Annotated in this window: 21 protein-coding genes; 8 read left to right on the top strand and 13 right to left on the bottom strand. The window is 45.6% G+C overall.

The window, feature by feature from the left end:
• Nucleotides 1–514 precede the first annotated feature (514 nt).
• The 4 genes from BGP75_RS24750 to trmA all read right to left on the bottom strand — a co-directional run bounded on the left by BGP75_RS24750 (nucleotide 515) and on the right by trmA (nucleotide 4,470).
• On the bottom strand, nucleotides 515–1,150 hold the full coding sequence (locus tag BGP75_RS24750) for a hypothetical protein (RefSeq protein WP_233153022.1): 636 nt from the start codon (nucleotides 1,148–1,150) through the stop codon (nucleotides 515–517).
• 208 nt (nucleotides 1,151–1,358) lie between these two features.
• Nucleotides 1,359–1,925 carry a dCTP deaminase gene (gene dcd, locus BGP75_RS24745; RefSeq protein ID WP_076721577.1) on the bottom strand — a complete coding sequence of 189 codons (567 nt, stop codon included), beginning with the start codon at nucleotides 1,923–1,925 and terminating at the stop codon, nucleotides 1,359–1,361.
• A gap of 163 nt (nucleotides 1,926–2,088) precedes the next feature.
• Nucleotides 2,089–3,183, bottom strand: coding sequence for an iron-sulfur cluster carrier protein ApbC (gene apbC, locus BGP75_RS24740; RefSeq protein ID WP_076721576.1), 1,095 nt, complete (start codon nucleotides 3,181–3,183; stop codon nucleotides 2,089–2,091).
• A gap of 186 nt (nucleotides 3,184–3,369) precedes the next feature.
• Nucleotides 3,370–4,470, bottom strand: a complete 1,101-nt coding sequence (trmA, locus tag BGP75_RS24735; protein ID WP_076721575.1) for a tRNA (uridine(54)-C5)-methyltransferase TrmA — start codon at nucleotides 4,468–4,470, stop codon at nucleotides 3,370–3,372.
• 334 nt (nucleotides 4,471–4,804) lie between these two features.
• Between trmA and metG the strand changes: the two genes are divergently transcribed.
• The gene (metG, locus tag BGP75_RS24730) at nucleotides 4,805–6,841 is read left to right on the top strand and encodes a methionine--tRNA ligase (protein ID WP_076721574.1); all 2,037 of its coding nucleotides are present in this window, start codon (nucleotides 4,805–4,807) and stop codon (nucleotides 6,839–6,841) included.
• Between the two features lie 119 nt (nucleotides 6,842–6,960).
• On the opposite strand, the gene BGP75_RS24725 is transcribed toward metG, so the two are convergent.
• Nucleotides 6,961–7,401 (bottom strand): hypothetical protein, encoded by a 441-nt coding sequence (locus BGP75_RS24725; RefSeq protein ID WP_143821180.1) that lies wholly within the window; start codon nucleotides 7,399–7,401, stop codon nucleotides 6,961–6,963.
• Between the two features lie 266 nt (nucleotides 7,402–7,667).
• Here BGP75_RS24725 and BGP75_RS24720 point away from each other — a divergent pair, with 266 nt between their 5' ends.
• The 6 genes from BGP75_RS24720 to BGP75_RS24695 all read left to right on the top strand — a co-directional run bounded on the left by BGP75_RS24720 (nucleotide 7,668) and on the right by BGP75_RS24695 (nucleotide 14,615).
• Nucleotides 7,668–8,312, top strand: coding sequence for an XrtA/PEP-CTERM system exopolysaccharide export protein (locus tag BGP75_RS24720; RefSeq protein WP_233153021.1), 645 nt, complete (start codon nucleotides 7,668–7,670; stop codon nucleotides 8,310–8,312).
• A gap of 36 nt (nucleotides 8,313–8,348) precedes the next feature.
• On the top strand, nucleotides 8,349–9,995 hold the full coding sequence (locus tag BGP75_RS24715; protein ID WP_076721571.1) for an XrtA system polysaccharide chain length determinant: 1,647 nt from the start codon (nucleotides 8,349–8,351) through the stop codon (nucleotides 9,993–9,995).
• Nucleotides 9,996–9,998: 3 nt separating this feature from the next.
• Nucleotides 9,999–11,090 carry an XrtA-associated tyrosine autokinase gene (locus BGP75_RS24710; RefSeq protein WP_083705044.1) on the top strand — a complete coding sequence of 364 codons (1,092 nt, stop codon included), beginning with the start codon at nucleotides 9,999–10,001 and terminating at the stop codon, nucleotides 11,088–11,090.
• A complete protein-coding gene (locus tag BGP75_RS24705; protein ID WP_083705043.1) occupies nucleotides 11,062–12,579 on the top strand; it encodes a TIGR03016 family PEP-CTERM system-associated outer membrane protein in 1,518 nt (505 codons plus the stop codon). Before BGP75_RS24710 ends, BGP75_RS24705 begins: the two co-directional genes overlap by 29 nt.
• Nucleotides 12,580–12,596: 17 nt before the next feature.
• A complete protein-coding gene (locus BGP75_RS24700; protein WP_076721569.1) occupies nucleotides 12,597–13,694 on the top strand; it encodes an XrtA/PEP-CTERM system-associated ATPase in 1,098 nt (365 codons plus the stop codon).
• Between the two features lie 90 nt (nucleotides 13,695–13,784).
• Nucleotides 13,785–14,615 (top strand): glycosyltransferase family A protein, encoded by an 831-nt coding sequence (locus BGP75_RS24695; RefSeq protein ID WP_076721568.1) that lies wholly within the window; start codon nucleotides 13,785–13,787, stop codon nucleotides 14,613–14,615.
• Between the two features lie 77 nt (nucleotides 14,616–14,692).
• Here the strand turns inward: BGP75_RS24695 and BGP75_RS24690 are convergent, their stop codons facing one another.
• The 8 genes from BGP75_RS24690 to BGP75_RS24655 all read right to left on the bottom strand — a co-directional run bounded on the left by BGP75_RS24690 (nucleotide 14,693) and on the right by BGP75_RS24655 (nucleotide 23,352).
• Nucleotides 14,693–15,658 carry a polysaccharide deacetylase family protein gene (locus BGP75_RS24690; protein WP_233153020.1) on the bottom strand — a complete coding sequence of 322 codons (966 nt, stop codon included), beginning with the start codon at nucleotides 15,656–15,658 and terminating at the stop codon, nucleotides 14,693–14,695.
• Between the two features lie 44 nt (nucleotides 15,659–15,702).
• Nucleotides 15,703–16,872 (bottom strand): hypothetical protein, encoded by a 1,170-nt coding sequence (locus BGP75_RS24685; protein ID WP_076721566.1) that lies wholly within the window; start codon nucleotides 16,870–16,872, stop codon nucleotides 15,703–15,705.
• Nucleotides 16,872–18,044, bottom strand: coding sequence for a glycosyltransferase family 2 protein (locus BGP75_RS24680; protein WP_076721565.1), 1,173 nt, complete (start codon nucleotides 18,042–18,044; stop codon nucleotides 16,872–16,874). The genes BGP75_RS24685 and BGP75_RS24680 overlap by 1 nt, the downstream gene beginning before the upstream one ends.
• The gene (locus tag BGP75_RS24675) at nucleotides 18,045–18,626 is read right to left on the bottom strand and encodes a serine O-acetyltransferase (protein ID WP_143821179.1); all 582 of its coding nucleotides are present in this window, start codon (nucleotides 18,624–18,626) and stop codon (nucleotides 18,045–18,047) included. It lies immediately after the preceding gene.
• Complete coding sequence (locus tag BGP75_RS24670) at nucleotides 18,613–19,830, bottom strand: glycosyltransferase family 4 protein (RefSeq protein ID WP_076721564.1); 1,218 nt, start codon at nucleotides 19,828–19,830, stop codon at nucleotides 18,613–18,615. Before BGP75_RS24670 ends, BGP75_RS24675 begins: the two co-directional genes overlap by 14 nt.
• Before the next feature lie 9 nt (nucleotides 19,831–19,839).
• On the bottom strand, nucleotides 19,840–20,469 hold the full coding sequence (locus tag BGP75_RS24665) for a polysaccharide deacetylase family protein (RefSeq protein ID WP_083705042.1): 630 nt from the start codon (nucleotides 20,467–20,469) through the stop codon (nucleotides 19,840–19,842).
• Nucleotides 20,470–20,784: 315 nt separating this feature from the next.
• Nucleotides 20,785–21,996: a glycosyltransferase gene (locus tag BGP75_RS24660; protein ID WP_083705041.1), complete on the bottom strand. Its 1,212-nt coding sequence runs from the start codon at nucleotides 21,994–21,996 to the stop codon at nucleotides 20,785–20,787.
• A gap of 9 nt (nucleotides 21,997–22,005) precedes the next feature.
• Nucleotides 22,006–23,352 carry a phenylacetate--CoA ligase family protein gene (locus BGP75_RS24655; protein WP_076721563.1) on the bottom strand — a complete coding sequence of 449 codons (1,347 nt, stop codon included), beginning with the start codon at nucleotides 23,350–23,352 and terminating at the stop codon, nucleotides 22,006–22,008.
• A gap of 325 nt (nucleotides 23,353–23,677) precedes the next feature.
• On the opposite strand from BGP75_RS24655, the gene BGP75_RS24650 reads away from it, so the two are divergent.
• Nucleotides 23,678–24,610, top strand: coding sequence for a glycosyltransferase (locus BGP75_RS24650; RefSeq protein ID WP_076721562.1), 933 nt, complete (start codon nucleotides 23,678–23,680; stop codon nucleotides 24,608–24,610).
• The last annotated feature ends 15 nt before the right edge of the window (nucleotides 24,611–24,625 follow it).

Genomic DNA, 24,625 nt, shown 5'->3' with positions numbered 1-24,625 from the left:
ATTAATCAAAGTAAATGATCAAACCGAATGGCTACCAGAGCCTGCAATCAATAGCACCGCCCCAGTCTGTTGAGCCTGTCCATATCTAGAAGCGACATCCTGATCCTGACTACATGCTATTACAGCATATAGTATAGTTGCCCACCCGAATATCACATCTGACACCTACTAGCCTGAAATATAGGGATATTTCAGGCTCACCGAGTAACATACTTTAATTACCCGAAAGCCACAACTAAAGTATTATGAGCTGCGCCCGACAACTGATCTGAGGCAAGCAATTGTCCATAGAGGTTTGGATTTCGGCAAGGGCTGCCAAAAACCAGAACGAAGGGGGAGTATAAATGCTACAACAGCATTACTATGAAGATCAGGACGAGGAGAAAGAGTACGTTCGTTCAAATAATCGAAATACAGACTAATAACTAAAACGATAAGGGTATATGCGGCTCAGTAGGATCTGTACTTTCTGAAGGGAATGGCCCCGGCAGCACAAGGCAACCGATCAGCCGCATCAATGTAAGGTAACACCAATCAAACTAATATCTGCCCGGGACTGATCAAATTGATCACGCAGCTCGACTAACGGCCGCAAGCCGTGATCTTCAGGCACCGAGGGCTGCGGATACCAATTGAGTGTGGCTACTCTGGTCATCAAATCAAACTCACCCAGTAGCGCGTCCAAAAAAACCATAACGGCTTCAACGGCTGGATTCTGATCCTGATCGTCTAAATTTTTCACAAAAACAGATAGATGGAATTCGCCACTTTCAATACGGAAGGAGTACCAGAAGTCGTCTAATTCAAACTCATCCTCACCGATCCTGATAGACGTTGGCAACGGATCATGCCGGTGGTTGAATGCTATCACCTGCACACCATCAATCGTTGGCGCCGCGTCCACCAGACTTAATACTGAGGCAATCGACTGAGCGTAACCATCACAACCAAACACCATCTCGATACGCTCATCCTTCTCATCCCGCTCGAAATGAAAAGTAAGGTTTTGGTCTATCATCCTAAGACTATCTTCATAATGGGTCATAACTTCACGAGCATTGAACTCGTCAGTTTCATCTAACAGATGCTCAATGGTATTAACCACTTCGCACCAAAACGCCGTTATCTTCTCAAAATCAGGAATGGTCACGTTATCTTTGCAGCCTATATATCTTATCTCGTTCAGGTTTAACGATTGATGCAATTACCAGCTTCATACGTCAACCACACGGGTCCAGCCATGGTCAGCAGGCACTAGCCGGAGTTATCACTACGACATCCGGCTACGCTCAGGGCAATCAACAGGAAATCACTGAATGGTCAGTATTTATGCCTGGACAGTTCTGCCTGTTCAAAAGTTATGTTCTAGGGACTACGACGCCCGTTTGCCCCATATACTTACCGCTTCGGTCCTTGTACGAAGTTTCACAAACTTCATCAGCACCAAGGAACAACATCTGAGCCACACCTTCATGAGCATGAATCTTCGCCGGTAGCGGAGTTGTATTGGAAAACTCGAGCGTAACATGACCTTCCCACTCAGGCTCCAGCGGCGTGACATTGACGATAATTCCACAGCGGGCGTAAGTGCTTTTCCCCAAACAAATGGTTAGCACATCCCTTGGTATCTTGAAATATTCAACCGTTCGCGCCAACGCAAAAGAGTTTGGCGGAATGATGCAAACGTCAGAAACCACGTCAACAAAGCTTTGTTCATCAAAATCTTTGGGGTCCACCATCGAGGAATTAATATTAGTGAATATCTTAAACTCGTTCGCACATCGCACATCGTAGCCGTAGCTCGAAGTACCATACGACACTATCCGCTCCCCGCCCGCCGTACGAACCTGATTAGCCTCAAACGGCGAAATCATTTCGTGTCCTTCCGCCATGCGGCGAATCCACCTATCAGACTTGATGCCCATAAACCTTACCAATTCCTAGAAAATGCGTCTTCTCAGACGACACCAAAAGCAAACCAGCAATCATACCCGAACAGACAAAAAAAAACTCTATTTTTACAGTGCTCGCAAAAGTGACTGGAGCGGCCTTATGTGGCTCATGATCGAAGCACCACCCCAGACAGGATCAATTGTTCTGAACAACAATTTCCGGGAAAACATTTGCATAGTTTTTCGCTTTAGCAGCCAGGCAAGCAGCCATCTTAAGGGAGATATCTCTATATTCTTTCGCCTCTGTGGAATCAGGAGCCGAAATAACGATCGGGATACCCTTGTCAGCCTGCTGACGAATCCCCATAACCAGAGGTAAACGGCCAATCAATTCCGTTTGATACTGCTGTGCTATTTGCGCGCCTCCCCCTTCTCCGAAAATAGGCTCACTATGTCCACATTGGCTGCAGGTATGTAAGCTCATGTTTTCTACGACACCCAATACCGGGATCTCAACCTTACGGAACATCTCAATTCCCTTTTTGGCGTCCAGTAAAGCGATATCTTGTGGCGTGGTCACAATCACTGCCCCCGTAACAGGAACCTTCTGAGAAAGAGTCAGCTGGATATCACCCGTGCCTGGCGGCATATCGATGAAAAGATAATCAAGATCTTCCCAAAGAGTCTGCGTCAGCAGTTGCTGAAGCGCACCGCTAACCATAGGCCCTCTCCAGACCATAGGCTGATCTTCATCCACGAGAAAACTCATAGACATGGCCTGAATACCATGAGCCCGTATAGGATACATCGCATTTTCTGCAGCCTCCGGCCGCTCGCCCGGCTTAATACCAAGCAACGCACCTTGACTGGGACCATAAATATCTGCGTCCAGAATCCCGACGCTAGCTCCCTCAGCAGCCAGCGCCAAGGCCAAATTGACGGTAGTTGTGGACTTGCCGACCCCGCCCTTTGCTGAAGCCACCGCAATGATATTTTTTACGTTGCCGATACTCTTCATGTTCTTTTGAGCCTGGTGGGCAACTATCTTTGAACGAACCTGGATACTGATATTGTTAACACCCTCACAGGCCGACAATCGCTCAGCCAGTTCGGTTTTTACTCTTGCAGCAACCGTTGCTACCGGAAATCCCAGTTCAATGTCGACATCAACGTTACCATCTCGAACGAGTAACTTTTTCACGGCTCGTGATTGTTTTAAATTCTGATCAAGATAGGGCGGAACGTATTCGCCCAGCAACTGCTCAACGGCGCTTTCAATACTGCCTGTCATAGGGCTCTCCTGAACCAGTGAATTGGATCACATTGAATTCTGTCTACCAGCCTGATAAAGCAGTTAGACCACCAAGGCCACCTAACAATAAACGACCTCTATTGACCCATTGTTAGCTATTTAATGACTATATTGGGACAACAATGCATAAAACCAACTATTTATGTCAAGTATTTATCCAGACACCTATCCTTTGCTGTCTTTCTTCACCAACCAGACCCCACACTCTTTGTGATCGGTATAAGGGAACTGATCGAAAAGAGCAAAACGTTCAATAGCATGGGTTTCACTAAGTCCCAGAAGATTGTCTTTGAGCGTATTAGGATTACAGGATATATAAAGAATTCTAGAATAGCTCTGCACCAGATTTTCTGTGTCTTTATCCAACCCGGAGCGAGGCGGGTCAACCAACACGGTGGAGAAATCATAGCTATCCAGATCAATATCTTTCAAACGACGGAACTCCCGCTCCTTATTCATTGCCTGGGTAAACTCTTCACTGGAAAGACGGATGATGTTGATATTATCCAATCCGTTTTCATGGATATTAAATTGCGCCGCATTAACGGAGGTCTTTGATATTTCTGTCGCCAACACCCGATCAAAATTCTTCGCCACCGCAATAGTGAAGTTTCCGTTACCGCAGTAAAGTTCCAGCAGATCACCGGTATGGTCAGCAGTGACATCTACTGCCCAGTCCAGCATTTTCTCTGCGACGCGACCATTAGGCTGAGTAAAACTATTTTCCACCTGTTTGTAAATCAGCGTGTCATTGCCTACTGACATTTTCTCAATCACAAAATCACGATCAAGCAGCAATTTGGTTTTGCGACTACGGCCAACAAGATCAATGCCGAACTTGTCTTTTAAAGGACGTGCCAGCTGATACCAGTTTTCATCGATCGCACGGTGATAAAGCAATGTAACCAGAACCTCCCCACTGAGCGTGCTGAGAAAATCAATCTGAAATAGCTTCCGCCCAAGCTCTGGGATCTTTTTTATTTCCTCAAGCAAATCAAACATAATGTCATGGATTGGTTCAGCCACCATTGGGCATTGATCAATACGAATCGGCACACGATTACTTCCACGCTCAAACATCACGTAATAGATATCATGATCCTGATGCCAAACCCTGAACTCAGCTCTCAACCGATAATGATCTTCAGGAGAGGAAAACACTTCGAGCTCAGGAGGATCAAACTCGCGGAACAACTGCTTCAATTCGTCTGCTTTCTCGTTCAGCAATTGCTGATAACGTTCTGGATAAACCGATCCCATATTCATCGTATTCGCCGATTACTGACCTGCAAAAACGAGGCATTCTAACAGATACCCCGGATAACGCTGCCCAATTCTTGATTCTCGCCCCCTTTTTTCGCCCGCTAACCCACCCCAACCCCAGGCAACACTCAACTTCGCCTTGTAACTAGCCATGTTACGTATACAATCGACTGAAGATCTGTCGTGCATGCTGCAAGCTCATTGCGAAAAAACCAGACTTAATGATATGTTTTGGCCCAGGATCAACAGCCAAAGCATCACTAAACAAAACTACATACAAGTGCCTCCAGGCAGGCACTGATTTTACTTGATCTGCATTTTTGGAATCTTAAACCCCATGTCGAAAGCACCCCGTAAAATTCTTGTCACCAGCGCCCTACCCTATGCAAATGGCTCAATCCATCTCGGCCATATGCTTGAGTACATCCAAACTGACATATGGGTTCGCTTTCAGAAGATGCGAGGGGAAACCTGTCACTACGTATGTGCCGATGATGCACATGGGACCGCTATCATGCTCAAGGCAGAGCAAATGGGCATAACATCTGAAGAACTTATTGCCCAGGTCAGCGCGGAACATCAAGCAGACTTTGCAGACTTTCGGGTAGGTTTCGATAACTACCACTCCACTCATTCAGAGGAAAACCGCGAGTTATCTGCACTGATCTACAGGCGTTGCAAAAAAGCCGGGCATATTGCCACACGAACAATCACCCAGGCTTTTGACCCGGAAAAAGAACTCTTTCTGGCCGATCGATTTATCAAAGGGACCTGTCCAAAGTGCAAAACCGATGATCAATACGGCGATAACTGCGAAGCCTGCGGGGCCACCTACAGCGCCTCCGAACTGATAAACCCTCGTTCTGCAATATCCGGCGCCATACCCGTTAACAAAGAATCCACCCACTTCTTTTTTAAGCTTCCGGATTTTACTGAGATGCTAAAGCAGTGGACACGCAGCGGAACTCTACAAGATGAGATAGCAAACAAGCTGTCTGAATGGCTGGACTCCGGTTTGCAGGAGTGGGATATCAGCCGCGATGCTCCTTATTTTGGTTTTGAGATACCAGAAGAACCCGGAAAATATTTCTATGTATGGCTGGATGCTCCTATTGGCTACATGGCCAGCTTTAAGAAACTCTGTGACAACACGGACGGGCTGGAATTTGATGATTACTGGGCCAAGGGCTCAGATACCGAGCTGTACCATTTCATCGGCAAAGATATTATCAATTTCCACGCCCTGTTCTGGCCAGCCATGCTGAGCTGCTCTGACTTCAGAACCCCTACCGCTGTTCATGCTCACGGATTCCTGACCGTAAACGGCAAGAAAATGTCGAAGTCTCGCGGCACCTTTATTAAAGCCAGAACCTATCTGGACCATTTGGACCCGGAGTACCTTCGCTACTATTTTGCAGCCAAACTCAACAATAGAGTAGAGGATCTGGATCTGAATCTGGAGGACTTTGCGCAGCGGGTAAACTCGGACCTGGTGGGCAAGGTTGTCAATATCGCCAGCCGTAGCGCAGGCTTTATCACAAAGAAATTCAATGGTGTTCTTTCCGGTAACTGCACAGAACCACAGTTAGTTGCCGACTTTGTAGCTGCCAGTAATTTAATCGCTGAATATTACGAAGGGCGTGAATTTGGTAAGGCCGTCAAAGAAATAATGGTTCTCGCTGATCGTGCCAACCAGTATATCGCCGACATGGAGCCCTGGGTCTTAGCTAAGCAGGAAGGTCAGGAGCAGCAAGTTCAGGATGTATGCTCCGTCGGTATTAATCTGTTTAGAATTCTTATGATTTACCTGAAACCTATTCTGCCGGAAACAACAAGACAAGCGGAAACCTTCCTTAATGATAGTTTGGATTGGACATCCCTTGACAGCATTCTGACAAATCATGAAATCAAAAAATTCAAACCTTTGATGACCCGAATTGAAGCAACCAGCATTGAATCCATGGTCACAGCTTCCATGGAAGAACAGTCACAAGAACAGGCTGCGACACATGATTCCAACTCCCCTCTCAAGGACGAACCAATCGAAGCGCAGATTGATTATGCCGATTTTGCCAAACTGGATCTGCGTATCGCCTTAATCAGCAAAGCGGAAGCTGTCAAAGGGGCGGATAAACTACTTCGTTTGGAGTTAGATCTTGGAGGCGAAGTGCGCCAAGTATTTGCAGGTATCAAATCAGCTTACCAACCTGAACAATTGCAGGGCAAACACACGGTTATGGTTGCCAACCTGGCTCCGCGGAAAATGAAGTTTGGCGTTTCCGAAGGAATGGTATTGGCAGCAGGCCCAGGAGGAGACGAACTCTGGATACTGGAACCTCATGAAGGAGCAAAGCCCGGGATGAGAGTGCGCTAGAGCTGTTTCACCTCGCCTTCTCAAGCTAAGGGACTATGAATCAATCCCTCACCGCCAACTCCTTCCTGGTGGTGAGGGCCGTAAGCAATTGGCAGGCTTATGGTTAGCTCTTATTACTTCTACCAGGCTCCGCCAGTAATTCGATACCACAAAAAAAATCCAATCACCGGCTGTGTAAACAACAAGACAGCCAGAAACAAACAGGCTTGCCTCATTCTAGCGGCAGCAGCTTCACTCTTAATTGGAGTTTTAAATGCCACAGGCATACCCGGCGGTGGATACAGGCCGAATTTTTTAACCCTACTTGAAAGCACGATCAGATAACTGCTGATAGCAATCGCGATACTTCCACTAAGCATAACCAGCCATAACAGCAAACGACCCGCCATTTTAATCGCCAGCTCGGGCCTGGAGCCAGACAGAAGCTGTATGTCAGCAAGCACCTGGGCGATTACCGACTGCAGATGAAAAAAAAGCCCGACAGCCAGCATCAGAAGCAATATCATTGCAATCTGAACTTTAGCACTGCCTTCAACGTAGTCATGTCTCTGCATAGTCATTTTTCTGCATAGTCACCTTTATCAGGGTACTTCCAGTTTCACTCAACTCTGAAGGTTTAGCGCCCGAATGCAGAACATTCTAAACTCCAATAAATTGATAGTAGCTCAAAGCACTGAGCAGACCAAAACTATTTAAATTCACACAGCATGTTTAAATACAGAGAAATATCAAAAAGAATCCTTAATAATCAATTGAGTTTTTGCTTTCAATTATGCTTAATATGACTATTAACAAGCCATCACATTGATTCAGGAGAGCAATGAAGATGAACAGCAAAATTAAGGGGCTGATCGGCAGCGTAATGGGTGTCGTTTTTGTCCTCAGTACCGTTGGCTGCTCAAACAACCAGTACCAGCCGTTACCACAGAAAGACCAGAAGCAGCCGGTTACCACTGATGCAGCAGCATACAATTATCTTGTTGGCCCCGGCGATGAACTTGAAATATTCGTCTGGCGCAATCCGGAAGTATCTGAGACAGTGACTGTCAGACCTGATGGAAAGGTCACCACCCCACTGGTTGAAGATCTGGAAGTCAGCGGACTGACACCGACTGAAGTAGCACGTAAAGTTGAAGAAGCTCTCAGCGTCTTTATCAAGGAACCTATTGTTACCGTTCTGGTATCAGAGTTTCAGGGTCCTTACTCTGAACAAGTCAGAGTAATTGGAGAAGCAAGTGAACCACAGGCGGTTCCCTACCGTGAAGACATGAGCTTGCTGGATATTATGATCGCCGTTGGCGGCTTAACTGAATTTGCCGACGGTAATCAAGCGAGTGTTATTCGCGTTGTCGACGGCCAGCAACAACAGTACAGCGTCCGTATCGAAGACTTGATCAAAAAGGGAGACATTAGCGCCAATGCTGATATCCTGCCCGGCGATATCGTCATAATTCCTGAAGCATGGTTCTAATACATCAGGGCTATATATTTAGGAGTTCCTTAGTTCATGCAAGACATAATCGAACAAATTCTGACTTATGCCAGAGGGATTTGGGTCAGAAAATGGTTGGTACTGATAATCGCTTGGCTGGTCTGCATCATCGGCTGGCCAATTGTGTTAAAGATGCCCGATACCTATGAATCCACCTCTCAAGTCTATGTAGATACTGATTCGCTGTTAAAACCTCTGCTGAAAGGTATTGCATTACAAAAAGATCCCAGTCAACAAATTGCGCTGATGGTCAAGACTCTTTTAACTCGACCCAATGTAGAGCAAATTGCGCGTTTAACTGATCTGGACCTTAAAGCACGGACTCCAGAGGAGTTTGACGAACTTCTTGACAACCTGAAAGCCAGCATAACAATAAAAAGCGCAGGCACAAGAAGAAGAGGCGCGCAAAACCTGTTCACCATCTCATACAGCAACAGTGATCCCATTCTGGCTAAAAATGTCGTACAGGCCACTCTCAGCACCCTGGTCGAAAACACTTTGGGTGATAAGCGGGAAGATTCAGACACTGCTCAGGAGTTTCTTGATCAGCAGTTGGCAGAATATGAGCGACGCCTTATTGACAGTGAAGGTAAACTCAAAGAGTTTAAGAGAAGAAATATCGGCCTCATGCCAGGGGAACAAGGCAGTTATTACACTCGCCTGGAACGCACCAAAGTGGAACTCAGAAATGTAGAACTGGAACTGCGAGAAGCAGAGATTCGATACAAATCGCTTAAGAACCAACTGGATAGCGAGACGGCCACGGCCAAGTCTTTAACCGGCTCTCAGGCGGAAGGCAAACTATCGTCCAGCTATGACTCTCGGATCGAACAACTTGAAGAGAACCTTGATCAGTTGAAGCTTAAGTACACTGACAAGCATCCTGACCTGCGGGAAACCGAACGCGTACTTAAAGATCTGAGAGAAAAACGCGACACCGAGCTTGAAGAATTGCTAGCAGAAATGAAATCAACCGGGGTGAACCAGACAGACATCTATCGAGAACTCAAGTTTGCTACTGCTGAAGCTGAAGCAGCCATGCGATCTCTGGGCGTACGAGCCGAAAGTCACCGAAATCGACTTTCTGAACTACAGCAAAAAATCCACACTATTCCTGAAGTGGAAGCCGAGCTTACTGCGCTGAACAGAGGTTACGAAATCACCCTGGAAAAGTACAACGAACTTCTAAACAGAAAAGAATCGGTACAACTGTCACAAAATGCCGAGGTCAGTGCTGACTCATTCCAGTTCCGAGTCATAGACCCACCGCGTGTCCCTTCAGTTGCAACGGGACCCAATAGAATTCTGTTCCATTCCGCCATACTTGCTGCTGGTTTGGGCTTGGGTATTGGACTGGTATTCTTAATAGGTCAAATCAGACCTGTGTTTTTTGATACCCGACAACTGAGCGTAGTGACTGGCGTACCGGTACTTGGCTCTGTTACCAAACTTCACTCAATGGAAGTTATACGTGCAACTCGACGGAATGGATTATTCTTTGTTGTCGTAGGAATCGGACTGATTGGCATGTATGGTGCGATAATAGGAATTCAGCTCAATCCGGAATTGAATGAAAGAATAATAAACCATATCCCGGATTTTTCAGATAAGGTGGCCCCTTACATTAACCCGGTAATTTCAAAGCTTAAGAGTTTGTTTTAGATTATGAAAAACACGATTGAACGAGCTCTTGAGAAGCAGCGTCAGTTAGAAGTAGATAAACGCCAGGCTGAATCAAAACAAGCTCTGGCTAGGGAATCCGCTGATCAGAGCCATTCCCATACGGCTGCAGGCATACAGCTTAAACAGGCAGAGGCACTGAGCCCCCCCGATCAAAACAGTCAGGGCCAGTCACAGCAGACAGCAACTATCATACCTGCGCCACAACAGGACCAGCCTGTAAGCGAAGGTTTGGACAACACGGAAGCCCCTTCCGGTAGTTCTGATAATATTGGTCCTGATAACACTGCTTCTGATAACACTGGTAGCCTGGCAGATTCAGCTCCATCTCCTCTGGATGAAGCCTTAAAAACCGAGCAGATCCGCGTCGATCTAAGCAGGCTTGCGGACCTGGGCATTATTACGCCGAGTGAACACTTTACTCAGATCAAGGAAGAATATCGCTATATTAAGCGACCATTGCTTAATAATGCATTCGGCGAAAACGCACCATTGCGAGAAAATAACAACCTTATCATGGTCTCCAGCTCTTTCCCGGGAGAGGGTAAAACCTTCACGGCGATAAACCTGGCCATCAGCTTTGCTTTGGAGCAGGACCGTAAAGTATTGCTGGTTGATGCAGATGTGATTAATCCCAACGTTTGCGAGCGCCTGGGAATTGAGGAGCGGACGGGGCTGCTCGATTACCTCAAAGGAACGGCCAATGTACGGGAGATTATTAATGACACTAATATTAATAATCTCAAGCTGGTTACAGCAGGCAGCCGCTCTCACCACTCGACTGAACTGCTGGCCAGTGAAAAGATGATCTCTTTCATGAAAGAGCTGGCCACCAGATATAACGACAGAATAGTGGTATTTGATACAGCTCCCATTTTAGGAGCAAGTGAAACAAGCGTACTTTCTCAATTAATAGGACAGACGGTTGTTGTCGTTGAGGAAGAAAAGACGACCCATGGACAACTTGAAAGAGCCCTGAGTTTGCTGGATAAGAACACCACGGTCGGACTCGTGCTTAATAAGTCGAAAAAGAGCAGAAAGGAATACTATGGCTACTACTACGCCAACAGCAAGTAGACTGTCGCTAGCCCTACGACCAATAGCTACCGCTACAATGCTCATCACAGTCGCTCCGTTTGCCAACGGTGATGACTGGAAGTTCACTCCTTCACTGGAGCTGAAAGAAGATTACACAAGCAACCTTGATCTGACAGCTACAGATGAAGAAAGCAGCTTCATTACTCAGGTGTTACCAGGATTTACACTGACCAAGCAAGGGAGTCACCTGGATGTAAATGTCAGCTACAACCTGCAGTATGTTGACTACTCTTCCAGCCAGGGTGACGATGCTACCAATCATTTGCTCAATGCCGCTGCAAATTCTGAACTCATTGACGATCACCTGTTTCTTGATGTGAGGGCTTCTGCGTCGCAGCAACTCACATCTAACAGAAATGCCTCCAATGGAGGCAGCGTTAACAGCTCCGGCAGCTATACCGACACCACGACATTTGAATTAAGCCCTTACTGGCAACATCGCATTTCCGAAGATATGACAGCGGGTGTCAGACTAACCTATAGTGAGGTTAATTTTGACGAGCCGGCAACAAGCGGCAGTACGGCGACCTCGGATACAAGCGGACTGGACTTTAAAGTCTTCACAGAAACTCACTCGAGTTCTCAAAAAATTCACTGGGGAATTAACCTGGATTCTCAGCGCTCAGATCTTGATCAGACATCTGACAACGAAAGTGAGAACATTGATATTTCTGTAGGTTATCGCCATAGCGCGCAATTGGATACAACACTCACCTATGGATACGTTGACAACCACCTGGACGATCCAACCGACTCAACAGCAAGCGCAGGCGACTTTTGGGGGCTTTCCGTAGACTGGGCACCGAGCCCACGAACCAACCTCAGCGCATCATATAACAGCAAACTACAGTCCGCCAATGACTACGGTCTCAGCTTCTTCCACCGAAAGCGCCATAGCACCTGGACTGTTAATTACACCGAAGGCATCACCAGCGTCCGCCAATCTCTGCTCAGCAACATCCAGGTGGGATCTCTTATCTGTAACTCAGATGGCAGCAACTGTACGCTGGTTCGGGAGAATAATCCGATATTAACTGAAGACCAGCTGGCATTCGCCGTTAATGTGCCGACCACATCACTTATCAATGATCGCTTTATTCAGAAAAAATTGACCGCTAATGTCGTTGTTTCTAAAGGGAAAAGTACTTACAGCCTTGGTTTTTTCAGCACCGATAGAGAGTTTCAGACCGGAAGCGCGCCTGCAGAGCAAGACATCGGCATAAATCTTAGTTGGGCAATCCAGCTAAATTCAAGATCTCGCGCTTCAGTCAGCTACAATTGGTCCGAATTGGAACCAGATGGATTAGCCAAAGACACAGTTAACGGATTATCATTGAACCTTAGTAAAGCTCTCGGTTCCAAAACAACTGTCAATATCGCCTTGAATGCCAGCGACCGCTCCTCAGATGATTCGAGTCGTGAGTTTTCTGAACAAAGTGTTGGTATCGGCTTGATCCGCAATTTCTAGTATTTGGATAACAAAGAATGTACGAGTCCTATTTCGGCCTCATAGCCAAGCCATTTCAGCTTAGCCCTGACCCTGATTTTTTCTTCTCAAGTAAAGGACATAAACGTGCCCTCTCCTATCTCCAGTACGGTCTTGGGCAGGGAGAAGGCTTTATCGTAGTGACCGGAGAGGTAGGTACCGGTAAAACGACACTAATGCGGAACCTGCTTAAAACCGTTAACCGTGACAACGTTATAGCAGCGCAGCTTGTTACAACCAAACTGGAATCAGACGACCTGCTCAGAATGATTTGTGCTTCATTTGGGCTCCCTGCTGAAAACAAGCCCAAGGCAATCCTGCTCCAGCAATTTGAAGGATTTCTAAGGTCTGCGCATCAAGCCAAAAAAAGAGTACTGCTGGTTGTTGATGAAGCTCAGAATCTGCCGGCTGCTTCTATCGAAGAGTTGCGAATGCTATCAAACTTTCAGCTTACCGACGCCCCCTTGCTGCAAAGCTTTTTGTTGGGACAACCTGAATTAAGAGCAATTATTCAAGACCCCAGCATGGAACAGTTCCGGCAACGTATTATTGCCTCCTGTCACCTTAAAGCACTTGGAGAAAAGGAAGTCAGGGAGTATATCCTCTGGAGGTTATCAGTAGCTGGCTGGGCACAAAATCCGAAATTCTCAGACCTGGCCTTTGATGCTATACACGCAAATACCGGGGGTATTCCCCGTCGGATAAATATATTCTGTGACCGCCTGCTGTTGTTTTGTTTTCTTGAAGAGACCTCAACCGTCACTCGGGAAGTCGTTGATATGGTTGCGGAAGAGCTGGCGGAAGAGATGGGACCAGATACAACCCTACGTATGCCGGTCGTCCCTCAGTCAGGCCATCCAGCAGCATCCCTTTCTCCTCAGGCAACGATACCGGCGGCTTCACTAGCACTGCCCGATTTAGAGCCATTGCAGGAAAAGATAGACCTCCTCAACAGCTATTTCAATGAATCGCTGGAAGAGAAAATACAGATGCTGAAGGTGATTGACAAAAAATTCAATCGTAAACTAAATGCAGCGCTCGGTGACAAATCAGCGCCAGTTCGCCCTGCTGCCCGACCGATTACAAAAAAAGAGTAACTACCGTTTATAAAGCACAACACTGAGGAAATATTTGAGGGAATTCAAAGCATTCCCTCATGTAGTCCCTGCTGATTTTAGGGAGTTAGCATGACTGACGATAAGCTCAATAACTATGAAATTTCTGTAGTTATTCCTTATTACAATGCCGACGATTTTTTTGACGAGTGTATAAACTCAATTCTTAATCAAACCTGCCGTGCTAAACAGATAATTATCGTAAATGACGGTTCTCACCCCCGCTCTATTCAATATCTTGAACAATATAAGTCTGTTGCAGAAATAATACATCTTGACAAAGGACAGGGGGTTGCTTCGGCCAGAAATATTGCCCTCGGTTATGCCAAATATCCCTGGATTGCATTTCAGGATGCTGACGATATTTGGGAACCGAATAAACTAGAGCTTCAGATCGAGGCCCTTAACAGCCACCCTGAGTGGATAGGTTGTCATACAGGCGTGTTAACATTCGACAAAACTGGCACACTGAATACCTACTGCAACAAACCCTCTCCCCTCAAAGTAACAGATTTATTGCAGGGAAGTCATATGACTCCACCAAGCCTGCTTATTAAAAAATCAGTTATAGAAGAATTAGGCTTCTTTGATACCAGCTTTACCAACTCATCAGATTATGATTTTAGTATACTGCTGACAAAAAATGATTATTTGCTTGGCTTTGTACCCGAGCCTCTTATCAGGGTAAGGCGATCAGATCACGGAAATATATCCTCTTTCGGCTACCGAACACTAAGATGTCATATAAAGCTGGTCTTTAAACATTCAGACATTTTTATCAGAGTCGGACGACTAAACAGTACCAGGCGATTCCTCGCCAAGTCGCTCAGCGAAAGTGGTGCAAAAATAGGCGGAATCAAAGGCGCAACCCTCTATAAGGTAGGGAGACTACTGGGACTTTGAGGAATATTTGATCTTCACGCACCTTTGATATTTAACATTACATATTTTTAATGTCCAGAACGTCAAAGTACGTCAAACTATAGCTTACTTGCCAATAAGCAGCTTTCCATAAATGCTCGCTGATCAAACGCTGAGTCCACAGGTATCCTGCCCAGCTGAAAGCGGTTCTTCTGTAGATTGATATTAGTATGAGCATTAAATGAGAACGCCAGCTGATAGCCTTGTTGTTCTATTTCCGCAAACATACTTGAACTGTAGGTCGAAACAGCCCCGACAGGATAAGAAAGTGCTGATATTTCCATATCAAGATTCGATTCCAACAGCTGCTTGGAATGAGAAAGCTCAAATTTAAGCTCATCTTCGCTCAGGCCGGTAAAAACCTGATGAGAATGCGAATGGGCACCAACAGTCATTCCCGTATCTACCATGGCCCTTATCTGGGACCAACTCATAAACATGGACTCCCCACCCTCTTCCTTTATCGACTTCCCGGTTAGCGCCCGCAATTCATCCAGCTGGCTATCAACAGAAGCCTGCCCCGCTTTCACCTTTTGCAAAACTGCTCTTATCTGCCCTTTGCTGGAAAAGGTGCCTTCAGCAATTCCTGGCGAGATTTGGATGGAGCTATCCCAGCTGCTTAGCTTAATATCAAGACCTGCGCATTGCTTAACATGCCAGGCAATCTCGTCCCACCAGGGAACAACGTGAGATTCAACTAAACTTGTAGTAATAAAAAAAGTGGCCGGCACCGATGCTTTTTTCAAAACGGGATAGGCTACTTCGTAATTATCACGATAACCATCATCAAACGTCAGTAGGGCTAAAGGCTCAACTATCGGCAGATCTTTAGCTAATATTTCCTTTAGATCATCTAAAGAAATCACCCGAAAGTTACACTTGATAAACTCAACATACTTCGCCAGGTCTTCCCCGGTGCAAGAATAAACACAGGGATCAAACTCAGTCTGGCGCCAATCGCCAATACGATGAAAGTTAAAGCAATAAAGTCCTTTGGTCCGCTTACGCCAAAACAATGGACTCAAGCCCGAGCCTTTTAGTAAGTACCGCTTAACGGCAGAAATTCTCATTAGGAGTTTACGATAAAGCTAGGTTTTGGTAGCACGTAATCCCTATATTCATTAGGATTCCCTGATCTCCCTTCTTCTGCAGCTCTGATAATATTGAACACTTCCCTTGTATTCACGTAGTGCAGCATGTACTTCTCTCCATCGTTGTACGCACTTTCCAAATAACTGAACATTTCATCAACGGGTTGACCTAAAAGTGTATCCATATCCCGTTCCTGGGTACCATGAGTATGAAGCTTGATGAATTTCCACTCAGGTCGGCCCTGAACATGAATATCGGCTTTGACCCAGAGATCAACCCTGTCCTTTGTCGGTTCCATGACCATTCTAATATCTGAGTTCTCAATTTGAGGAAAAATACCTTTCTTCAGTTTTTTCCAGTTAAGCATCAGTGGTCCATTAACCATCAATATATCACCCCAGGGGGCACTCCCTACTCTGGACTGGCGGCCGGTGTTATGGGACTTCGGTCGATCAGCATCATCCTTAGCGTAGTAAATACTATTGATAGTCTTAGGCTGGGTTGGATGGGGTGCCGACGGGTAGGTGAAATCGGCATAGCATCCCGTATCTTTCAGGATGATCAGTTCATCATTAACACCACACAGCTTTCCATCCGGACCCGAGTTATCCAACGTCCAGTTCCCATGAATAAAGCCGTAAGCTAATTCTCCTGTGTCAGGATATCGGCTTAAGGCCCCATGAGTTTCGTGTAAGGTATTGCAGAATCGAGTCAGTGTCGCCCGAAGGTTCTCTGACGTATCATCATGGTGATGCAAGTGAACCTCAATTTCACCATAACCATCAGCACACAGCTTCGCCAGCTTATCCAAATGCTCCTTACGATACTCTTCTTCAGGATAAAAAAAAGTATGCTGGGGATGAACACCATCCGAATCAGTGTGCTTAGCAGCCAGTTTGGGATAGTCTTCACACCATCTATCAACCCTCGCGCGCTCAACTTCGATATCTGTCACCCGCCCCCACTGCGGCTCATAATGATCAACAAAGCAAAAAATAATGTGGACAGGACCTTCTGGTTCAGGCTTTTTAGTCAATCGCTGAGCAATATACTGAGGGAGCCATTCCAGCATATTCTTCTTTTTCAGAATGACGAAGAACAATGCTACTAATGCAATGACAATTAGAGTGAAAATAAGGGAATACATTATCGGGTTGTCCTTTGCCATGAACCTTGAACGTTGGAGCCAAAATATCGATAGAACCCGCACAGAAGTGCAAAATTCATAGATACGAAAAAAGACATTAATGCAATCGGAGTAGCCACCGGCTTATTTTCCTTATTAGCCCTGATCCCTCGAAAGGCCAGGATATAAAAAGCAACCTGAGTCAAAAAAAGAACAAGGTATAAGGGATCAGTAATTAACACCATATTGACCAATAGCGCGACTATCATTAAATGGGGAACGAACCAGCGGCATACTTTGTGACTGATATAAGTAAAAAATCTCCAACCAAGCAAGGGATTCAACGCCCAGTGCATGGAGAACAATGCCTGGTAATTGCCAAGACCTATCCGCACCCTTCTCCCTTCCTCAGAGGAAAGATCAGGAGCGACCTCTTCAATAGCTACAGCTTCAGGATCATACAAAGTACGATAGTTTTGCCGCGCGACATTCATCACTATTTGGTAATCATCAACAATGGTATTCGCTGGCAGGGGCTGGAACAACGACTTACGGATCGCATAAATCGCTCCATTGGCTCCCAATAACGCCCCCAAACGGGATTCATGAAATTTCAACACCTGCTCATAACGCCAGTAGATACTGTCTTTGTTTTCTCCTGAAGCCGGGTCCACCAGGTGCAGCTCACCACAGACTGCGCCAACATCCGGGCTCTCAAAATGACGAACAAGATTGCTGACAGCATCTTTCTCGAAGTGGGTATTAGCATCAGACAAAATAACAATATCATCCTCAACCAATGCCATCAGGTCGTTTAAGACACTCATCTTGCCACGGTTGACTTCAAATATCTGGGCGTTCAGGGCACTAATTTCGAGACTCCTAAGAATATCAGCTGTTCTATCACTACTTCCGTCAGAGCCCACATAAATAGTCAACTTATCCTTGGGATAATCCAAGGCCAATAGATTTAAAATCCTCTGTTCAATACAACTTTCTTCATTGTAGGCAGCTATAACAACTGATACTGCAGGCAATTCCTCCAAACGAATAGATCTTCGTTGGTGTCGACGCCATAGATACCGAGTGTCACTCAGGGCCTGATTCAAACCACTAAAGACAAATAACAGGATAGGGTATATAAAATAGGTATACAGTATCAGGCCAACAGCTAACCAGAATAACAGCTCCATCTAAATCACGACTCCAGATTTATATTCCTTGGGTTGACCGCCTGCATTATCAGCAGGTATTTGATTAGCATTGCCCTCATCCCTGACATAGACTTTGGCCGGAATGCCCAGCATTGTAGAACCAGCAGGAGCATTTTTTGTCAGCACAGCATTTGCACCGACTTTTACTCCATCCTCGACGACCAGCGCCCCAAGTATTTTGGCTCCGGCGCCAACAAAAATATTATTGGATAAACATGGAGACTTTCCTTTTTCGTCACCGATAACAACACCACTTTCCAGGGTAATATTTTCCCCTCCCTTCACTTTGGAATTTATAACAATCCCAACCGGGTGCATTATGACAAACCCTTCTTCAAACTGGGCTCCCGTGCCAATAACACAGCCATTCAGTACTTTATTGAGATACTGGAACAGATAAGCAAGGGGAAAAAGTCCTTTCAGAGATGCCCAGCGCATCAGCCTGTACAATACATTTGCAGAAGTACCATCAGAAAGAAATATTCTAAAGGCGCTGACCTCAGCTCCATCTTCAGCAAATATCTGTCTTTTCCGTCGTAAATCCGATTTAAGAAGTCTCATTCGGCACCATCGTCAAAATTTGTTCGGCATTATGACGCCATTGCCGTTCTCTTTCGATATAAGCCCGCGCATTATTGCCCACTTCGATTTGCTGTGAAGAATCGCCAACCAGTTGTAACACTCGCTCCACACAGCCTTCACGATCATTCGCCTTAAAAAGCCAGCTGGTACAATTGTCTTTAACGACCTCACTGATAGGTGAAAAATCGGGAACAACCATACCTTTTGCCATGGCCATAAATTCAAACAACTTCATAGGTGAGCCATAATCGTTAGAGTCAGGCAAGATTCCAAAATCCATCGCAGACAGATAGGTCGCTACCTCTGAGTGCTCAACTCGACCCGGCAGAATTATCTGAGATTCAGCACCAGCCTCGGCAACTCGCTCGCGAATAGAATTAAAACAAACTCCATCGCCAACAAGTAATAACACCAGATTCGGGTACTCTTTAAGACGGTCAGCAATTAAATCAACAAACCAATCAATTCCATGCCAGTGCACAAAAGCACCAACATATCCCAGTACAACTTTATCATCGATACCCAACTGAACTCGCAGCGCTTTTGCTGCCTGCTCGTCTATAACAAATTTGTCCAGATCGGCAGCATTCGGTGAGACGACACAGGGGGCTATTGTCCCGTGCCCTTGCTGGGCGACTTCTCGAAAGTGTGTTGAGATAAAAACAAGACCCGTGGCGTTTGTGAAGATCCATCGCTCTATACGAATAGCAATAGCTCTAAATGACAGCGGCCTGACTCGATGCACTAAAGCTGAGTCATTCACCTCAAGAATGACAGGGATGCCTTTTCGCTTGCCCCACCAAACCGTGATAAACATAAACAGAGAGTAGCGCTCATATATCAATGTGGTATCAGTTGATGCGACCGCCTTTCGGATCCGAAACCAGGCCACCAGATTGTATGCCAGCTCAAATAACTCGAACGCAAACTCAGGGACGTGCCTGGTTAAATCTGTCAGCCAGCGAACAGTGCTGGTCGAGCTTTTACCTGAAGCGCTGTCTGTTTCAGCCTTTTTCTTATCGGCATTAACCGCACGTTCGCCCGTTTCCTCTTCAGGATCTGCTCCTGGAAGCGAAAGAATTGAAACTCTATGCCCAAGTTCTCGTAGTCCTTTAACGACACCACGAATATGAACGCCTTCGGCACCGCGACCCCTGGTCCTGTGATGGAATAAGATATTCATAATATGTATTTACAGCACCTTAAACTCAAAGCCCTCAGACTTCCATACCGGTATAAGCACATCCAACACCTCAATACAGACCTTATTGTCATCATGAAACAGCAGAATATCACCATTTTTCACAGGCTTCTCACGCAAACGCTGAACAATGAGAGTAGCAGGTTCTTTCAAATAATCTAATGAATCCAGACTCCAGTGAGCAGAGGTGATTTTCGATAGTGCATTAGACCATAACAATCTCAAATTCCACCGCCCTTGAGGTGCGCGAAAGATGTTACAGGACGCACCGGTGATTGATTTAACTATTTCATTAGTTTTCTGTAATTCTTGCTTTTGCTCTTCCAGCGTTTGCAAAGAGAATCGGTGATGATTGTATGAATGATTACCGATAGAGTGTCCGTTATTGCAGATATCCAGCAGGATGTCAGGATTACGTTCAGCATTCTTACCGATAACGAAAAAGGTCCCTTTTACATCATGCTTTTGCAAGGTCTCCAACAAGAGAGGAGTAATACCAGGACAAGGACCATCATCAAAAGTCAGATAGATACTTCGACTTGAAGATCTGCCTTTGACCAACAGCATGCGATCAGGCAGTACCTGATTGAGAAGAAAAAACTTGATTTTGTTGAATATCACAGTGCTGGTTCCGTCTGGCCGCAATTAATGTGGACTCAAATACATGTCAACTTGCTAGCCGTATGCAGCAGCTGGTACATCTTATCAACCTGATATTGATAGGAAAATCCCCAAGGGCAGAAAAATTGATATTTCAGACTATGATCCGACGAAAACCTGCTGGCCAACTGTCGAAAAACGTCAACATAGAAACCTTATGACCAATAGCCCTCTAAAAACATACTGGCTTTAATCGCTGGTTACCTGAATGTGCATCGATTGCGCCCGCCCCCGCAAACACAAGCTCTGCAAATGCAGCCCTGTACTGAATAAAAACTACCGTCTGAGCAAGGCGAGCAACTGTTCTCTATTAACCGACCAGGAAAACCGGGACGCATTAGCACAAATCTTTTGACGATCCCAGGCCTGATCCAGTAGCTCTGATAACCCTCTTTCTACTTCTACGGCATCCCGCTCCCTGACAAGCACACCGGTCACCCCCTCAACCATGACCTCAGGTATCCCACCTACTTTCGTAGCAAGCACCGGAATACCACAAGCCATCGCTTCAAGGACAACATTGGGCACCCCTTCATTGTAACTAGGCAATGCCACCGCTTTGGCTTTCGCCATCAAGGCTGGAAGCTGGCTATGATCGACTGTTCCCAGTAACTCGACACGGTCCCCAAGACTTTTCTCTTTCGCCCCTTGAAGCAACTCACTCGCCATCACTCCTTCACCCGCATAAACCAAGCGTAATGCGGGATACTGTTCTGCAATCCCGGCAAACCCTTCAAGCAGCTCCACAACACCCTTTTCTTTCTTCAGGTTACCGACAAACAGTATATAAGGGGGATCCTCTTCACTTGAGTTTACCTCCAGTCCAAATTTATCATGATCTACGCCATTATAAATTGTCTGTACTTTTTGTTCGTCAACCCCCATTCCGCAGAGCTGCTTTGCCAGTGCCTTTGAAACGGTGACAACACCTGATGCATGCTTGGCGGCCGCTACTATTTGCCGGGCACGTGAAGGAATTTGACCATGCAGATTAATGTCTGAACCATGCACTTTCAGATAGAACCGCGCGCCTAGAAGTCGACTTAGCCATGCCCCAGCTACCCCTTCAGGATACGCCCAGCTAGATAAAATCACCTTGGGCTTACGCCGAAAAAGCCATCCTCCTGAATGCATCAGAACAGACAGAAACATAAACAGACTGTAAAAGCGTCGGCCTGTTTTTGGAATATACCAATAAGGAATATAGCGCCTGGATGCTGTTTGCCGAATTTCCTTTCGGTGCTTAAACCAATCAGCAAATGCCACTGGAATTAAAATAGCCAGGTCGTAGCTGTCTTCCAATAACTGAAACTGCTGGCGATTAAATGTGGCTCTGTTCGGTTCCCAGGGCAAAGGAAATAAGTTTGTTAAAATGACCAGGGATTCCTTCTCTTGAGGCTCTTTTGACACCTCAGAAGTCACCCTTTCACTGCTCTCAATGTTTCGATCAATACCAGTCTGTTCCAGATTAGCACTTTTACCACGCATAAATGTCTATCAGACCTCACAAACTGTTACTCTGTGTTTACCACTGGCTGTTAAAGGTATTTCATCAACCAACTCAAATTTCAACGCCAACTCACCGAGGCTGTATTTATTTATCTCTTGTTCTATTTTTCGTTGATCGTCTTGATCATAATCCTGACCGACTACAATCTTGATCTTTAATTCTGTTAGCTTTAGTTGCTGGACCTGAAACTTTCTGATTCCCGAAAACTCCTTAAAAAGATGAGGGAACAGCTCGCCAGGTATCATTCCTCCAGAGGGTGTTTTGATTACATCCAGCTTACGGCCATCAATACTCTCCATGATCGGCAACGGATTTTCGCAACAACAGGGCTTGTCGACTAAGGTGGCATTGTCACCGTTCTGGTACCTGATCAAAGGCATACCATAGTTAAAAAGATCAGTTACAACCAAATCTCCACTTTCACCGACAACAGCAGCCCCTTCATTATTAAGCGTTTCAACAACCAAATGATCACTATTAATATGCAGCTTCCCAAATTCCCTGCACTCAGCCGCAACCAACATGAATTCGCGACAGCCATAGGTATCAAATACTTGGCAATTAAATGCCTGCTCAATTTCAGAACGCTGGAAATCGTGCAACGGCTCAGCCCCGGTTAGAATGGTACCCGGTGCAGTAACAGACAACCCTTCTTCATTTATATAGCGTGCCAGCTCATACAGCGGATTCACATAAGAGACAATAGCCTCTGGCCTGAACTGGTTAATCTGATCAACATAGCTACCCATGTTGCTCTGGGTCATAGCAAAGGAATTCAGCATTTTACGATTGTAAAAACGATGATACAGATTCGTTTTTAACGCCTTAGCCCGGTTAACCTCTCCTACATCAGCCCCCCACAGGTAAAGTGTTTTGGTCCCCAGACCCGCTCCCAACCAACCGTAACCTCTCCACATTACAGCCTCACGGCGGGTGTTACTGTCAACATTCAGCTCAAAGCTAAAAGGTACGCCGGTAGATCCACCTGTAGATTTGCGGATATTGCCACTGAATCGAGACGATAGGAGATCAGAATAGTGCTTATTAACATCATCTTTAGTCAATAACGGTAATCTGCGAAAGTCATCCATGGATGCAATATCACGGGCATCCCTGATCCCCAACTCAGTCCAGACCCGTTGATAATAAGCAGTAGAACTGAAACTGTGTTCCAGCAGTTTTTGCAACTGCTCCCACTGATACGACTCCAATTGCTCAGGGGTCCACTGAAGATGCCCTTCATACTGGGAAAGATAATGAAGCAGCTGTTTACCTTTTATAGCCTCATACAGGGGCATCAAAGCCCGTCTAAGCACAGAAGAGTATGCAATCATATTGATAACTTAAGATATATTTTAAACAATTCATAGAATTAGCGCTGTGAAGATAGCATGAATCGGCCCGCAGACACACAGTAGAGAATATCCCCTCACAACTATCACTCAATAAATGCCCAGCTACCACCATTAACCTTGTTCAATGAATTCAAGCGTTCCAGTGAAAAACTTTCGAACCAATCAACGAATTAAAACCCGGTAGTCGTCTTGCTGTGAACATTTTTATAATAATCTGACTAGCCATAACTGGTACTAAACAATCATAATAGACTTCCCGCAAAGGTCCCCGTCAAGGTTGATCTGGTAAAAACAAGGAGTAACAGTGTCAAGCCCCACGGTATCGGTCGTTGTGCCCGTCTATAACGGTGCAGAGTATCTCGCAAAAACCATCACAACCATTCTTGATCAGAGCTTTACTGACTTTGAACTGATACTGGTCAATGACGGCTCTTCGGACACTTCCGCTGATTTAATTGACTCCTTCAAGGAAAAAGATGAACGGGTAAAAACTCATCATAAAGAAAATGGTGGTGTAGCCTGTGCCAGAAATTTTGGAATTCAGCACGCTGAGGGTGAATTCATCGCATTTTGTGATCAGGATGACCTTTGGCATCCTGACAAATTGGAAAAGCAGCTACCCTTATTTGAAAACCCTGACGTGGGGTTGGTTTATTGTGGTGCTCTTATCGAATTCACCAATCTAAACAAAGTTTCCAAGCCAAGCTTCAAAAGAAAGTTCCGAGGTGAGGTATTTGACCGACTCATCCAGCAAAACATGATCACCTGTTGTTCCGCCATAGCACGTAAGTCAGTACTGAAAGAGGTCTGCGGATTTGATGACGACCGGAACCTGATGGGCGTTGACGATTGGCACTTATGGTTAAAACTGGCTTTGCATTGCCAAGTAGACCTCGTGGAGGAATATTTATGCACGCACATTTTCCATGGTGATAACTATTCGTTAAACGACCAAAAAATGCATGATGCGGAAATCGTGTGCCTGGATAAAATAGCCCCCTTAGCAGAAAAAGAGGGCCGCCAACCCAATTGGAGATTGATAAAGAATCAACTCCATATCAGGTATGCTCAGTCATACATTTACACAGGGGATTTCAGTTTAGCTGCAAAAACTTACCAACGAGCTTATAAAGAACAATCTTCACTGCCAATATTATTGAGATGCCTCTTTTACAACTGGACACCAGATTTCTTACTGCATTATTTACAAAAGAACAAACGAAAGCTCGCCAACTGAGGAATCCAGGATAAC

Origin of the sequence: Motiliproteus sp. MSK22-1 (assembly GCF_001968815.1) — a bacterium.
Taxonomy (GTDB): domain Bacteria; phylum Pseudomonadota; class Gammaproteobacteria; order Pseudomonadales; family Balneatricaceae; genus Motiliproteus.
This window is presented reverse-complemented; position numbering and strand designations above follow the sequence as displayed.

Bases quoted from the DNA above. Each gene is read 5' to 3' on its own strand.
- BGP75_RS24675 (WP_143821179.1), bottom strand. From the start codon at position 18,626: ATGAGACTTCTTAAATCGGATTTACGACGGAAAAGACAGATATTTGCT.
- apbC (WP_076721576.1), bottom strand. From the start codon at position 3,183: ATGACAGGCAGTATTGAAAGCGCCGTTGAGCAGTTGCTGGGCGAATAC.
- BGP75_RS24670 (WP_076721564.1), bottom strand. From the start codon at position 19,830: ATGAATATCTTATTCCATCACAGGACCAGGGGTCGCGGTGCCGAAGGC.
- BGP75_RS24655 (WP_076721563.1), bottom strand. From the start codon at position 23,352: ATGATTGCATACTCTTCTGTGCTTAGACGGGCTTTGATGCCCCTGTAT.
- metG (WP_076721574.1), top strand. From the start codon at position 4,805: ATGTCGAAAGCACCCCGTAAAATTCTTGTCACCAGCGCCCTACCCTAT.
- BGP75_RS24710 (WP_083705044.1), top strand. From the start codon at position 9,999: ATGAAAAACACGATTGAACGAGCTCTTGAGAAGCAGCGTCAGTTAGAA.
- BGP75_RS24705 (WP_083705043.1), top strand. From the start codon at position 11,062: ATGGCTACTACTACGCCAACAGCAAGTAGACTGTCGCTAGCCCTACGA.
- dcd (WP_076721577.1), bottom strand. From the start codon at position 1,925: ATGGGCATCAAGTCTGATAGGTGGATTCGCCGCATGGCGGAAGGACAC.
- BGP75_RS24680 (WP_076721565.1), bottom strand. From the start codon at position 18,044: ATGGAGCTGTTATTCTGGTTAGCTGTTGGCCTGATACTGTATACCTAT.
- BGP75_RS24715 (WP_076721571.1), top strand. From the start codon at position 8,349: ATGCAAGACATAATCGAACAAATTCTGACTTATGCCAGAGGGATTTGG.
- BGP75_RS24700 (WP_076721569.1), top strand. From the start codon at position 12,597: ATGTACGAGTCCTATTTCGGCCTCATAGCCAAGCCATTTCAGCTTAGC.
- BGP75_RS24695 (WP_076721568.1), top strand. From the start codon at position 13,785: ATGACTGACGATAAGCTCAATAACTATGAAATTTCTGTAGTTATTCCT.
- BGP75_RS24725 (WP_143821180.1), bottom strand. From the start codon at position 7,401: ATGACTATGCAGAGACATGACTACGTTGAAGGCAGTGCTAAAGTTCAG.
- trmA (WP_076721575.1), bottom strand. From the start codon at position 4,470: ATGAATATGGGATCGGTTTATCCAGAACGTTATCAGCAATTGCTGAAC.
- BGP75_RS24660 (WP_083705041.1), bottom strand. From the start codon at position 21,996: ATGCGTGGTAAAAGTGCTAATCTGGAACAGACTGGTATTGATCGAAAC.
- BGP75_RS24685 (WP_076721566.1), bottom strand. From the start codon at position 16,872: ATGTATTCCCTTATTTTCACTCTAATTGTCATTGCATTAGTAGCATTG.
- BGP75_RS24720 (WP_233153021.1), top strand. From the start codon at position 7,668: ATGAACAGCAAAATTAAGGGGCTGATCGGCAGCGTAATGGGTGTCGTT.